Origin of the sequence: Bifidobacterium sp. UTBIF-68, assembly GCF_006408855.1 — a bacterium.
Classification (GTDB): domain Bacteria; phylum Actinomycetota; class Actinomycetes; order Actinomycetales; family Bifidobacteriaceae; genus Bifidobacterium; species Bifidobacterium reuteri.
This window is the reverse complement of the sequence record NZ_JFAN01000031.1, coordinates 40,841-55,321: the sequence shown is the minus strand read 5'-3', so window position 1 is coordinate 55,321 and position 14,481 is coordinate 40,841. Positions and strand designations below refer to the sequence as shown.

The window sequence follows — 14,481 nt, the reverse complement described above, 5'->3', positions numbered from 1 at the left end:
CGCTTTACGGAATCGGGCATGTCGATGGCCTGCTGCTTGGCATCAACATCCTTCTTCGCATCGTCTCTTTCTTTCTGGGCCTGCTGTTGCTTGGATTCGGCGTCTTTCTGGTTCTGCAACGCTGTATCGGCGTCATGCTGGGCGCTTTGTACTGCATCGTTGGCTTCCTTCAGCATGTCAGTGGCATCGGTCACGGCTTGCTGTGCCTGATCGACGGCCTGTTGAGCTGCCTGCTGGGTTGCGGGATCGACGGCTTTGTCGTAATTGGTCTGCGCCTGCTGCTGTGCGGCATTGGCGTCGGCAAGCTGTTGCTGGGCTGCGGTGTTGTTCTGCTGCGCCTGATCGAGCTGCTGCATGGTGTTCTGCTTGGTGGACTGCGCATTATTCAGCGCGGTCTGTGCCTGGTTCAACGCGGAGGCCGCTTCGTCGGCCTTCTGCTGCGCCTGCGGGACGCCGGCAATCTGCTGTGCCTCGGACACTGCCTGCTGTGCTTCGGACACGGCCTGTGCGGCCGAAGCGATCTGGTCCTGAGGAGTGGAGACGGTTTCGTCCGCCATCGCCATCTGCGGTGCGACTATGGTACCGGCGGTGATGATCGTTGCGACAGCGGCTTTGCTCGTGTGCTTCATGATATTCTCCTGATCTCTCGAGGCGGGTTGTTCGGCTCATGGTGTGCCGCCTCTGCAACGCCGGAGCCGTCAGCGTTGATTGATGGTGGAATCCATCGCCATGCGCTGACACCAGATACAACCGGACAATGGTGTTCAAATCATCGAGAACGTTGGAATTTGAGGCGTGTCGTGACGCAGTGGTGTGTTGTCCGGTTCTAGGAGGTGAACGGTTCGCAGGAAGCGAATCACATTGACTGCCCGGAATGGGTGTAAGGAAGGTAACGAGATGATGACACGTTTGGGAACGATGGGGAAGACCGTAATGGCGGCTGCCCTCGCTTGCGCAATGGTGGCTCCCTTGACTGCCTGCAGCATGGATGGTGCCAGCTCCGCGGCTCAGAGGCTGATGGAGTCGGTCGTTGCAGGAGATGCCAAGGCAGTCGCCGAACAGTCGGTGATGACGCGACAGGCCATTGGGAAGGTAACCTATCTGAGCGTCAAACCGTCCAAACCGATTGAGCAGATCGTGGTTGGCGACTCGAAGAAGACAGGCGACCGCGTGCGCTCCATTGCCGTCTCCTATGTGGTGGACGGCAAGAAGCAGAACACGGAACTGGTCATGCGCCAGGAGGAGGGGAACCGGTGGAAGGCAGTGGACCCGGTGCTGTTCCGTATGGTCACTGCCGCGGACGCTACCGTGGAAGGCGCAAATGCTGGAACCGGTACGAAATATGTCATGGTTCCCGGCGTCTATGAGGTGAAGAGCACGGGCTCGTGGTATCAGGGTGCATGGAAGGAAACGATTACCGCAGACACTGATTACGGCAGATCCATCGGCATCGGCCTGTCCTCGAATGATCATCTGAATGCATTGAACGCCACGGATGCCATTACGACGGATCAGGGCATTCAGCAGGAGCTGGCGGATGAAATCGCTAGGCTAGACATGTGCCAGACACTGGAGAAACTGTATCTGAACGGGAAGGAGTATGCTCTGGTCGTCGGCAAAAGCATATCCAAAGCCTGCCGATACGATGTTTCGGAAGTGAATTCCACCATAACGAATTACGCTTCCAAGCCGGACTCCAACGGGTATTTCAATATCACGTTCGATGCGCAGGTTACCGGTGACGTGGCTGAATTCAAGGATGGCGGCGAAAGCGATGGCGAATGGTCTTGCCAATACGTCTCTGGCGCCGGCACCCCGATCCAATGCGCACGCTTTGTGTCTCGGCAGTATGAGGTGAAGGGGCTTCAGGCGAAGTGTGACATCAACGACAGCTGCATATTCACGGACTCAGACAGTACGCGGACCGCCTTCGCCGATGTGATCTACGCCGGTCACGGTACGGACTGATACGCAGCGGGATGAACGATCGAGAGCCTCGGTCCATGTTTTCGGGAAGTCGGTGTGAGACGCGGTGTGAGATGCGGTTTTCGACTTCCCGAAAACATTGGAATGTGAGGCGTGCCGCTGTCTATGTCTCTCTCGGTGAACAACTTGTCAGGTTCATGGAATCAGGCGGCCGATAAGGCGGTCGCGAATACACATGGTGAAGAATGGAAGGAAACTGCCCGATGTTTGAGTGGTGCTTCATGATATGGCAAGTGTCCCGAGGTAATGTACAGAATATGACATCTTCCAATGAAGGGGGAGCCCGATGAGTGGCACATTGAAATCACTGCTGGAACGCATGTTGTCTGACAATACTGCTTCTCCAAGCTGCCAGCACATTGTGGTGCTTACTCCAGCTCGTCTGCGTTCTTATGCGGAGCGTGAGGCGTTGCGTATCATGCGTAGCCATGAACTATCCCAGCAGCGTGAAGTGGACGTAAGCGTCCATTCTTTCATTAGTTTTGTGCGTTCGGTTATCGGCAATCATGATGATGCCGTATTCATGCGTCCCACACTTTCGCCTTTCCTCATGCGAGTCCTGCTTGCGCAGGAGATGAGCAAAAGACCAGATCTGTTTCGTGAGGCTGGGCGAACTTTCGGTTCCGTGAATCAGTTCGCTGCGCAGGTTGAGGAATTACGTAAATCCGGTGTCAGTTCGGATGATCTTCATGCTGCGGCTCAGAAGAACACGGGAAGCCTCGCAAGCTCGAATGCAAGCCGGTTCCAGGCCTTGCATTCGTTACTGGAACTGGTGGAACATGAATATGCGGATAATTACGCGTTACCGGGTGAGATTGCCCCGGTAATGAAATCATGGTTGGCTGTTCATGGTTCGGCATATCGATTTGGACTGTTTGGTTTCGAGAACATTGCGCCCTCAGAGGCGCTCGCTTTGCAATGGGTTGAACGGTATTCGCAACTCGTTTGCGATTCAGATATGGCTGAGGTTCCGTACGGTGATTTGCTGAGCCTGCTCACAGGCTCTTCAAACGATGCCGTTCATGCCCTTGCACCTGTGCGGCCTGTGACTGACATTCCGGTTATGGCAAAGCCGATTGATAATCCAGCTGAGGAGATTCGATTCGTGGCATCGGATATTGCACGGCGGATTAAGGATTCTCGCGGGAAACTCTCGTTTGGTGATGTGCTGGTTGCTGCCCGAGACATGAGCCCATATCGTGCGTTGCTGGATACGGAATTCTCCTATAGGTCTGTGCCGGTGAACACTACGCCTGCGGCCATGATGAGCGATGATCCATTGGCGGATGTTGTGCTCGGACTGTTGGATCCGGCGCTGTATCGTCGTGAACCGGCCGCTATTCTGCGCGTGTTCCGTAGCGGGCTGATGCGCGGAGTCACCATTGACTATAGGGATTATGCAACTGGCGCGATGAAGCGCAGACCAATTTCCTCATCTACATTGGACAAGCTGGAGAATTTACTGGCTACTCAGAATCCCTCCATGCTGTGGCAGCTCGCTGAAGATGGCGCAACGAATCCTGCTTCTGAATGGCAGGCGGCCCACGCCATCAGCATATGCATTAATCAGGCTGAGCATCAGTATGGGCTTAGAGCTTGTGCTGACTATCCGGGCGATGGCATTGATGATGGCGTCAACGATGTGACGGTACGAGAGCGGATTCGCTCTTTGGTGCAGTTCCTTATCGACATGAAAGTGAACAAAGCCGTTTGGAACACGGGGGTGGAGTCCGGCAAGAGGAACGAGTACCGTATCAACCGCACTCGCCAAGTGTGGGATACCATCATGGGCGCATTGAATGAGATGGTCCAGCAATTCGGCGATGAACCATTCGCTGTGTTTGCGCCCACATTCAAAGACAACCTCGAATCGTTGCTGAGAGCCGAACCATTAGGCACTCGTCCGAAGGCATTGAACGCAGTGGATGTGGTGACATTCCCTACCCCAATGCGGCAGTACCGACTTGTATACGTACTTGGCGCGAGCGAATCGCAATTGCCGGCAATTCCACATGAAAGCGGCTTGTTGGATGAGAGTGAACGTTACCTGCTTGCAGACGTATTGGCTGCGCGCGGCAAAAGGGTGGAAGCCTGGTCGATTCTGCGTTCCACTTTGGATGCTAAAGCCCGCCGAGAACCATTGGCTTTCAATATGTTGACCACGCATGCCAGCGATGCGCTGATTATGACATGGCCGAAAACCTTGGATGGTGCGGCACAACAGCCTTCCTCCTACGTGAACACTGTCGCTCCTCGCGCAGCTGATTCTCAGGAGGGACATAAGGCCTGTGAATGGGGACACGATATCGAAGAACGTTTGATTCCATTGCCAGACCAGACGAAACCTCTCGATCGAGAGTTGGCCACGCTGTTGTTCACTAAGAGTCAGAGGAACGACTCCGACAACGATGCAAATACGACTGCAAAAACAACTGCAGATGCAGATGGTACTGTGTCTGATTCCAGGGTATTCGACGCCTCGGTATCGTCTATCGAAAAGTATTACTGTAATCCGTACGATTACTTCCTCGAGTACGGACTGAAAATCAAGCCTCTGCGTCCATACCAATTGGATTCCATGCTGGAGGGCAATTTCTACCATGCGGTACTCGAACATGCCGTTGGCCGATGGGTCACCGAGCATCCTGGAGAGTCACCCGAGCTGCATCAGATGCAGGCCTATATACGCGATTATGCTCGCCTTGACCGAAGCGATGCCTCGCCAGATGACCAGTGGAGCGTGTTGGAAGAAGATCCTCGCATGTCTGTATTGGGCTCCAGTGAACGAATGCGTATGGTGCATCAACAGCTCACTTACACGCTGCTCAACATGGCTGCATACATGGATGGTATTCGCACTGCTTGGTGTGCCGAAGGCAAACTGCGGCAGGAACAGTCCAAGGATGAGGAAGGTAAGAATGACAAGAAGAACAAGCGGAGTGTCATATCCGCAAATCGTATCGTCCCTTTGCACACTGAGCGACAGTTCGGAACTATCAACAACAAGCCCAGCAAATGGGAAGCGTTAGCTGATGGATACCTCAATGGGTTAGTAAACGGGCAGATGGTGTCCCTCCCGCTGCATGTTAATGGCAAGGTTGATCGTATCGATAAGGTTATTGCTTCAGACGGTGAGACGAGCACTGAAGGGCTGCTGGTGTTGGATTACAAATCCTCGGCCAAGCAGTTGTTCGGCTCAAAGCCATCAGAGAAAAGTCCGGATGTGGATAAGGGTTCCGCCATCCACTACGGTCGTGAGCTCCAGCTGTTTACCTATGCCCGAGCGGCGCAGCGTAATACGGATGTACCGCTTATTGGTTTGTTCTTTGTGCCGATTCGGCGTAAAAACGACACCGTCAGACCAGTGGCATTCCCGGATTGGATTGCAACGCGAACGAAGGGTCCTCTGAGCGACGGTGTGACGGCATTGTTCCAAGATGACTCATGGGTCTCAGCCTGGAACATGGGATTAGGCAGTGGTGCAACCATCGTGAATCCTTGGATAACAAGCGCTCCTGGCGTTTGGGCTCAGATACAAGATGACGAGTTCAACGCTATCTGTGATTTCGTGCAGTTGAAGATCCAAGAAGCCTGCGAGAACATCATGGCCGGGAACTTGCCGGTGCAGCCTTATAAAACCTTGGATCCAAAGGCGGATGATGGCTTGGTCCGCAGCTCGTATACGGATGTGATTGCCTTGGATATGTTGAACGGTGAAGCCTTCCACTACGAAGATCCGGTTGCAAAAGATGCACTCATTCATACCGCCATGACGATGGTTCAGAAGAAGTAAGGGGGATAGTTGCCATGAATAAGAATACGTATGTGATCAATGCTTCCGCTGGTACTGGCAAGACCACCCAGTTGTTACAGGACGTGCTGCTTGATTTGTTGGAGCGCAATCGCAGCGCCGTTAGCCCACAGTCGATTCGCGCTTCTTTGGTGATCACGTTCACCGAAGCGGCAGCGGCGGAAATGCGTAGGCGGCTAGAGTCCAATCTTCGTTTTGCCATCGATTTTGCTGCGGCTAATGAGCATTGCGACCCGCGGCATCTCATCAAACACGATGATAGGTATGAAATCGGCGGCGATGATGGGGCCTTGGCACAGGCAATACTCATCGACTGTCCATTGGCGTGCAGGGTGTTCACGCAAGCGCTCGCTGATTTGCCTGCTGCGCATATCAGTACCATCGATGCACTTGCGAAATATATTGTTGATCGCAATTCTGAGCTTCTGCCTCAAGTGGAGCCAGGGCAGCAGATTCTTTCTGACGAAGCGATGCGCCATGATTTGCAACGGCAGGTTGCGGATAGTCTGTTTGAACAGTGGTACAGCGAAAACGATAGCCATCATGTCGATTTCATGGACCTCCTGGAAAGCTTTGGCGGTGCCCGAAAAGACAAAGATTTGCGCAGCTTGATGTTCAGCCTGTACGGCACGGCGTTAACCAAACCGGATGGCCTCGCATGGCTGCGTAATGTGAGTGAACCGTATGATATGAAGTTCGCCGCTGATAAGCCTGTATATGGGGTGAGCGACGCTCTTGACCGACGCATTGACGCGTGTATTACCGAGTTCACCAGTGTGTATCCGGTGCTGCTGGAGCGGATTGAATATATCGAGAAAACGTACGCTTCACAATACCCGGAAACCAATTTCCCGGAGGACAGCCACTATTTGCGGTCGCTTTCTCAGCTGGATACCCTGCCGGAATTGATGCGCAACAGTACATGGAATGAGCTGTATGCGCTTTTCCGCGACGAGCAGGAACATCCTGATAATGGTCTGTACCATGCAGTTACTACAAATTGCACGCAGGGATCAAACGTATTAAAAGACGTTTTCAAAGGCAAAGTCAAAACCAACTGTGAAGGTGTGAGGGAACTCGCACAGTCGGTAAGCGATATTCAACAACCTCTGAAGAAGATACTGTCGATGTTCGCTTTCTCGCTGGAAGACACCAACCTGTTGTATGAGCGGATGAAGCATCGTTTGGATACGCTGGTTTGTTTCATTCATCTTTTGGATGATGCATACCGTGCTGAGAAAAGATGCATGCGATTGGCTGATTTCAGCGACGTGGCGGAATGGGCTCTTTCCATATTGCAAGAGCCGGAAGCGGCACAGCGCATCCACGATCAGTGGCGTTGCATCTATGTGGATGAGAGTCAGGATGATAATGCGTTGCAGAACGCATTCGTGCAATACGTCAGTAGTGAAGCGGATAAGCTCACTATGGTGGGCGATGTCAAACAAAGCATCTACGGTTTCCGTGACGCTTCTCCGGAGGCTTTCAAGGAGATTTGCGATCAGGTTCCGCCGGAGCATACCAGCCAATTATGGGTGAACTATCGCTCGACGCCGGAGATCATCACGTTTGTGAATGCAGTGTTTGATGGGTTGATGACTCGCGACATGGGCAAGGTGGATTATCGTGCCGAACGTTTGCGCATGCGGGCTGATGCCCACAGTGATGTAGCTGAGCCGGATGCGTCGTTCCGGAGCGATGCCGTGGAACTGCTGCTGTGTTTGGAAGGTGAACGGGAAGATGTCGGTGACAGCCCCGTCGGCAACAAGCCGGAACCCCAAAAACCCCAAGGCAATTTGCGTTGCGTGCAAAGTCAGCTGCAAGTGGACATGATTGTGCGCCGTGTACGGTCATTGATTGCTCGGGAGGGCTATTCGTATGGTGACATTGCGATTCTTTCGCGTGGCGCCACCTATTTTGGAGATCTTGCGGATCGGTTGCAAGCTGCCAACATCCCGGTGGAAGTGAAGGGGGTAGGCGACTTTTACAAGAAACCGGAGATTGCCTTGGCGCTCAACTGGTTAAGAGTCATTGCCAATGCGCGTCAGGATATTCCACTGGTCACTGTGCTGCGTTCGCTTGGCTTTACTGATGATGATCTGGCGCGGTTGCGTATGCAGACGAAGGGTGGATTGTACGGGCAAATCTGGGTGGCCAGTGAATTCGAGAATCAATGGCATGCAACAGCTGACGTGCAGTCTGATACAGACAATGCAGATGACACGAATGATGCCAACCCCGAAGATACTGCGACCGATTTGGCGCATAAATGGCGCACCCAGGAATTGACTGACAAGTGTCGAGCGTTCTTGAATCTTCTGAATGATATGCGTGACTTTGCTTCCGGCCATCCGCTGGATGAACTCTTATGGCATCTGTATGCGGTGACGGATTTGTACGATTATGCGGGTTTGCTGCCGGAAGGCGCGCAGCGCAAAGCCAATTTGGAGTCGCTTTGTGCCAAGGCCAGAACCTATGAATCCACACATGGTCGTAATCTTCGTGCGTTTCTCGATGCCGTGGAATCTTGGGCAACGGATGCCAAGGCGGGGGAGGAGGCTTCAACGGTTCCTACCAAGAACGCTGTGCATATCATGACCATTCACAAGGCCAAGGGTTTGCAATGGCCGGTGGTAATCGTGATGAACGCTTCGGGTGATTTGCTGAATAACGTGAAGAACACAGCTGTTCCCGTGGTGGAAAAGCCGGGTGCGCGATATGGCATAGCTGGCATGAATGTAGTTTCCGCGCGTCATGAATACAAATTGGGCACTTTCCAACGCGATGATGTGATGGAGGAGTTGAAGCGTAATAGCGTGGAGGAAGAGCTGCGTCTGCTCTACGTGGCGTTGACCAGGCCTAAGGAGAAGCTCATCATCGTGGCGAATGCCAAGGAATCCAAAGATAAACCCAATTCGCTGGATATGCAAAAGGCCATCGGTGACGTTTCCATACGAGAAGTGGATACCGTTTGCGGGCCGCGCAAGGCGTTGTCGGTGCAATCGTTGGTTTCGTCTTCTCGGTATTTGTCGTGGATTCTCGGGGGCCTGCTTGCATGGCAGCAATCGGCAGAGCCGGGTGTTTCCACGCAGATTCCGCATGATTGGCAAGATATTCGTATCGACGGTGAGCCTCGAGCCATTGTGGTTCCTCAAAATCCTGATGATGCCGACCCGCAGACCGCACGGCCAGGCATGCGCATTACGATTTCCATTCACGCGGACGATCCTGAATATCAGACCGAGATGAGTGCGGAAACGCCAGGGTATTCATACACCAAGAAGCGCATGAATGTTGAGGCTCAACGCCCTGCAGTGGATGGAGACGGTTTGCTGCGTGTGCCAGCTGCTGTCAATGCTTCCGGCGCTCGCTATTGGATGGCCAAGAGTGTCCAACAGACTACGGATGGCGAAGACAGTGATGTTGAGGATGACGCAACGGAAAACGTGATTGTGGATGCCAAAGATGACTGGCGCCGCATGGACTTTGCCTTGCCCGACTTCATGGTGACTGAATCTGCCAGGCACGAGGCTTCTCCCGCTGAGGTGGGCACCGGTGCGCATAACGTGTTGGAAATCTTCAACTGGGAGTGTTCGGATAATGCCGGATCCTGTCGTGCTGGTATTGAATCGGCTATCAATCAATTGCTGCGCACGCATCTGATTGCACCGGCCGTGGCCGAAACTCTGCGTAGCGAGACGATGATGGCGAATCTGCTGTGGTTTGTCTCAGGCGGGCGGATTGATAGTGCACAGGTTTCCGACGAAAGTGCAACTGTGAGTGCGGATGCTCTGAGAAGGCTTACTGCCCGAATCCGTTCAAACCCAGCCGATCTGCACAGGGAAGAGCCTTTCGCCATGCTGATTGGAGCGCAGGAATTGGCGGTATTCAATAGCGGCAACGCGAATGCTGATGGTTCTGCGGCTCCGGATATGGCGTCTTCGCTGTCCTCCAGGGAAAACGAGGAGATCGTAGTGCGTGGTGTCATCGATGGCTTTGTCGTCGATGATGCAACGCAATCCATCATATTGTTCGATTACAAAACCGATCGGGTGCAGAGCGGGGAATCTCTTGACGCTTGGCAGAGACGTCTTGCCGACGATTACCGAGCTCAGCAGGATCTTTACGCGCGAGCCTTAGAACAGCGCTACTCGGGGTACCGAGTCACCGAACGCTGGCTGATAGGTTTGGCAGGTCATCGATTGATTGATGTGAGCTGATCGATATATCGCAGGATGAATTGATTGGGGCTCTATCTGATCACGATCAATCAGATAGAGCCCCAATCATGGTGTTTCTTGTCAGTGTCCCAACAGCAGAACTACCTTACGGGCTCGTGTAAGCGAGACATAGATAAGACTGCGTTCTTGCTTATAGATTGACTCTCGTGCCGCATCATCTGCCGCACTATTCAGTGCTGCGCTAGGGGGCATACGCCATCTGCGACATTGACGATTCATATGCACCTCCTGTATGCCCTTTCTGTCATTGCATCGGTATTTGCTGACGTCTATACCAATCTGACAACTGCTCTTTTCGTTGGAATTTGAGGCGTGTCTCGGTTTTTGGGGTTTTGTCCGGTTGATAGGGGTGTCAGGCAATGAGCCAACCGCACAGGGTGGTTGGCCGAACGAGTAAAGGAGATTGCCATGGGTAAGGTCATTAAGTCCAAAGTCGTGTTCACTGACCCGCGAGACCGCGACGACGACATCAGCGACTACACCGTCCCGATTCCTGAGGGGCTTACCGAGGAGTTCCACCCCTCCCAGCCGGTCACCCCGAAGCAGATCATCGCATGGGAGACCCGCAACAAGGAGCCGTATCCGGGTTACGCCGAGGAACTGTTCAACTGGGAGAACGCATGGGAGGAGGTCAACCGCGCCCAGCTGAAGGCGGACGGCGGATACCTGCACATCTCCGATCCGGAGCCTGTGGAAGTGGTCGCGTCGTCGGATGCCGTGGCAGGCGGCGTGAAGGATGGCGATGGCAGGGATGTTCCTGTCTACGGTGACGAAACCGTGTTCGGTGAGTTCAAGGACGTTTTCGAAACCGTGTTCGGTGGCGATGAGCAGTCCGACGATGACGGTGACGAAGAACGAGAGGGGGAGTGAACGCTAGAACAGCAGGTGGAACGCCCTGACGAGTCTACCGTCTTGTCTTTTCGCTGAAAACCGCCGTTTTGGAGTCGATCTGCGGCATGCCGTTATACGCCGCAGACCGACTCACGATTGCCGCGTCGATTAGAAGTCGAAGTCGTCGGGGTCGGCACCGTTGCGGTGGCCGGTGTTGAGCGAGGTGATGGCATCCATGTCTTCGGGGGACAGGTTGAAGTCGAAGACATCGAAGTTCTGCTTGATACGTTCGGCATGGGTGGACTTCGGCAGTACCACTACGCCACGCTGAATATGCCAGCGAATCACCACCTGAGCTGCGGACTTGCCATACTTGGCACCAATTTCGGCCAATACGGGATTGCCCAGCAGGTTGCCGCCGGTGCCGCCCAGTGGGCTCCAAGCTTCGGTATGGATGCCCTTGGTGGTCAGGAAGTCGATGAGCTCCTGATTGGTGAACTGAGGAGAGGATTCGATCTGATCCACGGCAGGCACCACGTCACTGTTGTTCAGCAGCTCTTCGATGTGGTGCTGCTGGAAGTTGCTGACGCCGATGGCCTTCGCGCGACCGGAAGCGTAGATCTCCTGCAGGTCATCCCACGCCTGCTGCCAACCGTCAGCCGGCCAATGAATGAGATACAGGTCGACGTAATCCAGTCCCAGACGATCCAGGCTCTCCTGGAAGGCGTCCAGACCACGATGCGCGCGGATATCGTCATTCCACAGCTTGGTGGTCAGGAAAAAGTCATCGCGAGGCACACCGGCACGGCGAATGCCTTCGCCCACCGAAGTCTCATTGCGGTAGATCATCGCGGTGTCGATATGGCGGTAGCCGGTCTCCAATGCGGTCTGCACCGCATTCACCGTGGTCTCGCCGTCCGGAGTCTGGAAGACACCAAGACCGACCTGAGGAATAACGCTGCCGTTGTTAAGGGTAATCGTCGATTGTATCGCCATCATGCCTCACTTTCCCTATCGGTACTGTTTCAACCCTATTCTATGAAGAAAACCGCGGAACGGGGGGAGCACGCCGGCGCACGTCGATGCTGGTCAGCTATGCGATGAATAGGTTGCGGCACCGTCATATTGGGTCGACCTTGTTGCTCCTCGTACCGGTCTAATACCCTTGTGCAACGTTATCACTGAAGAATCCGGTGGTATATAAAGGGAGCAACGGTCATGTTAGTGGAGCGTCGCCCTCTTGGTGATAAATGCACAGGCGATATTGCAGCGTCGTGGCACACGACGAACATCTGTACCATACTAGGTACGCTCTCAGCGAAGCGAAACGGCCACCACATACCCAACCTACAAAAACAACAGAAGTCACTCTTTTGTTTCTTTTGTCTTCATTGCTCCGTCTACTGACACGCCGTGAGCAGGCATGCTATTGGCATTCTTCTGCGGGAGTCAGCCACCTTCCATGATGTGTACGGCTCCCGCACATGCGTGCTATGTTCTAGGCGGTCTATAAGCCGATGCATCCCCATTCGAGGAAGTAGGTATGGAACACTTCACGAATCTGCGCCGGCGTTTGCTCGTTACGTCATTGAGAACCGGACAATTACCGGGTGAACAGCAACAACAGGCGGCTACGATGGGAAGCGGATCATTCGGCGGCGCATCGAAGACCTGCGGACATGTCGAGGAGGGGAAACACATGACACAGAGCGGTGACGCTCGTCAAGGCAACGGCGATTGTCAAGGTGGCGGCGTGCAGTACGCGGCGGCATTCGATTCGGGAACCACGGCGCTCAAGGGTGCGTTGGTCGCGCGGGACGGGCGTATCGTGGCCAGCGCGAGCCGTGATTTGACGCTGATCATCGACGGGGACCATCGTGAACAGGACCCGAGGGAATGGTGGCGGGCGTTCTGCGACGTATCCCAGGACCTGCTGCGCGCCGCCGTGAAACAAGAAGCGGACTTTGCTCCCAATCAGATCGCCGGCATCATCTGCAGTGGGCAGATGCAGGATGTCATCGCATTGGGTGCCGGGCTCGAACCTGTGCGCAACGCGATCCTGTATTCGGACGGCCGAGCCGAGGCCGAAGCCGAACAGCTCGGCACTGCGTATCCGGGCGGTACGGCGCGTTTCCTCGAAGCCGTGGGCAATCGTTTGGAGGGCTGTCTGCCTGTGCCGAAGCTGATGTGGCTGCGCGAGCATGAGCCGGAAACGTATGCGCGCATTCGCCATGTGCTGATCAGTTCCAAGGATTACTTGATTGTCCAATTAACCGGTGAATGCGTAGGCGATGTGGCAGCGTGCTCAACCGCTGGTGCCATGAATATCCGTAACGGCGAATGGGATACCGAATTGTGCGAGACCGCAGGTATCGATATGGCCATACTGCCGCAACTGCACAATCCGCAGGACCACATTGGAGCCGTAACGGAGCAAGCTGCACAACGCACCGGTTTCTCCGCCGGAACTGCGGTATACGCGGGTATTGGAGACGCAGGGGCCACCACACTAGCCAGTGGTGTCAGTCACCTCGGCCAATACAACATCAATATCGGTACCTCGGGCTGGATCGCTACCGTTTCGCCCAAGCCGTTCACCGACAAGCCAGGTGCCGCCAATCTGGCATTCGGTGTGAAGGAAGGATTCGTGAATGCCGTGCCATTCCTCAATGCCGGCGACGTTCACAAATGGGTGACCAGTGTATTCACCGATGGCAATTACGCAGAAGCGCATCGACTTATTGAAGCATCAGAACCCGGTTCCAATGGCGTGCTGTGCCTGCCATATCTGGTGGGGGAGCGTTTCCCCGTCATGAACCCGAATATACGCGGTGCCTATGTGGGACTTGATCCGGACACCACCAAGGCAGACATGATGCGTGCCGCGCTTGAAGGTGTGGCCTTCTCCATCCGTCAAGGTATGGAAAGCTTTGATGCCGAACCGACGGCAATATCCCTGATTGGTGGTGGTGCACGAGAGGCGGCCTGGTGCCAGATTCTGGCCGATGTGTTGGAACATTCCATCGAAGTATTCGCCAACGCCGATATTCTGCCAGCCGTGGCAATGGCATCATTAGTATTCAATGTACCGGGCCTGCTGCAATCAGTATGCGAACGCACTGTATATCAGCCGAATCCCGACACCGCACGCACATATGCCAACGCTTACCGGCGGTTTCTGGGCCTCTACCCAATGCTGCGGACGATGGACTAGGAACTGAGCATCATGAAGCAATCGGCAGATAGGATTCGCAAACATATAGTGGTCACCGGACTGGTACAAGGCGTGGGATTCCGCTATTTTACGGTGACTCAGGCGCGTCGGCTAGGCGTACAGGGCTGGGTGCGCAATTGCCTCGATGGTTCGGTCGAGCTGGAGGCGCAGGGGAGTAATGATGCAGTGCAAGCATTAGTTAAGCAATTAGCCGTTGGCCCGCGATGGTCCGAAGTGAGTCACGTCGCCGTGCATGATGTGCCCCTCATTGATGAGGGCACTCGGACATTTGGCGTGCGTCAATAACCTGCACCGCGAACATCATCACGCATGATAATCTCACGATACGGGTGAACATGGGCGTTCCTTGACGCTTAGGCCGCTCACGTTGGTACGAT

The 14,481-nt window shown here is 54.4% G+C and carries 7 protein-coding genes and 1 pseudogene; 6 read left to right on the top strand and 2 right to left on the bottom strand.

Features of this window, described 5'->3' with window-relative positions; all coding sequences use genetic code 11:
• Positions 1–629, bottom strand: a pseudogene (locus BW14_RS09385) (hypothetical protein); the annotation flags it as partial.
• A 340-nt stretch (positions 630–969) separates the two neighbouring features.
• On the opposite strand from BW14_RS09385, the gene BW14_RS09380 reads away from it, so the two are divergent.
• From BW14_RS09380 to BW14_RS12345, 4 genes are all read left to right on the top strand, one after another.
• Positions 970–1,968: a hypothetical protein gene (locus BW14_RS09380; protein WP_140462438.1), complete on the top strand. Its 999-nt coding sequence runs from the start codon at positions 970–972 to the stop codon at positions 1,966–1,968.
• A gap of 304 nt (positions 1,969–2,272) precedes the next feature.
• On the top strand, positions 2,273–5,779 hold the full coding sequence (locus BW14_RS09375) for a PD-(D/E)XK nuclease family protein (RefSeq protein WP_140490386.1): 3,507 nt from the start codon (positions 2,273–2,275) through the stop codon (positions 5,777–5,779).
• Positions 5,780–5,793: 14 nt separating this feature from the next.
• Positions 5,794–10,017 carry a UvrD-helicase domain-containing protein gene (locus BW14_RS09370; RefSeq protein ID WP_140490384.1) on the top strand — a complete coding sequence of 1,408 codons (4,224 nt, stop codon included), beginning with the start codon at positions 5,794–5,796 and terminating at the stop codon, positions 10,015–10,017.
• A gap of 429 nt (positions 10,018–10,446) precedes the next feature.
• Positions 10,447–10,908, top strand: a complete 462-nt coding sequence (locus BW14_RS12345) for a hypothetical protein (RefSeq protein WP_238567012.1) — start codon at positions 10,447–10,449, stop codon at positions 10,906–10,908.
• 129 nt (positions 10,909–11,037) lie between these two features.
• On the opposite strand, the gene BW14_RS09360 is transcribed toward BW14_RS12345, so the two are convergent.
• Entirely contained in the window at positions 11,038–11,865 is an 828-nt protein-coding gene (locus BW14_RS09360) for an aldo/keto reductase (RefSeq protein ID WP_140462460.1), read from the bottom strand.
• Between the two features lie 703 nt (positions 11,866–12,568).
• Here BW14_RS09360 and BW14_RS09355 point away from each other — a divergent pair.
• Positions 12,569–14,083 (top strand): FGGY-family carbohydrate kinase, encoded by a 1,515-nt coding sequence (locus BW14_RS09355; protein WP_140490382.1) that lies wholly within the window; start codon positions 12,569–12,571, stop codon positions 14,081–14,083.
• 12 nt (positions 14,084–14,095) lie between these two features.
• A complete protein-coding gene (locus tag BW14_RS09350; RefSeq protein ID WP_044088750.1) occupies positions 14,096–14,389 on the top strand; it encodes an acylphosphatase in 294 nt (97 codons plus the stop codon).
• The last annotated feature ends 92 nt before the right edge of the window (positions 14,390–14,481 follow it).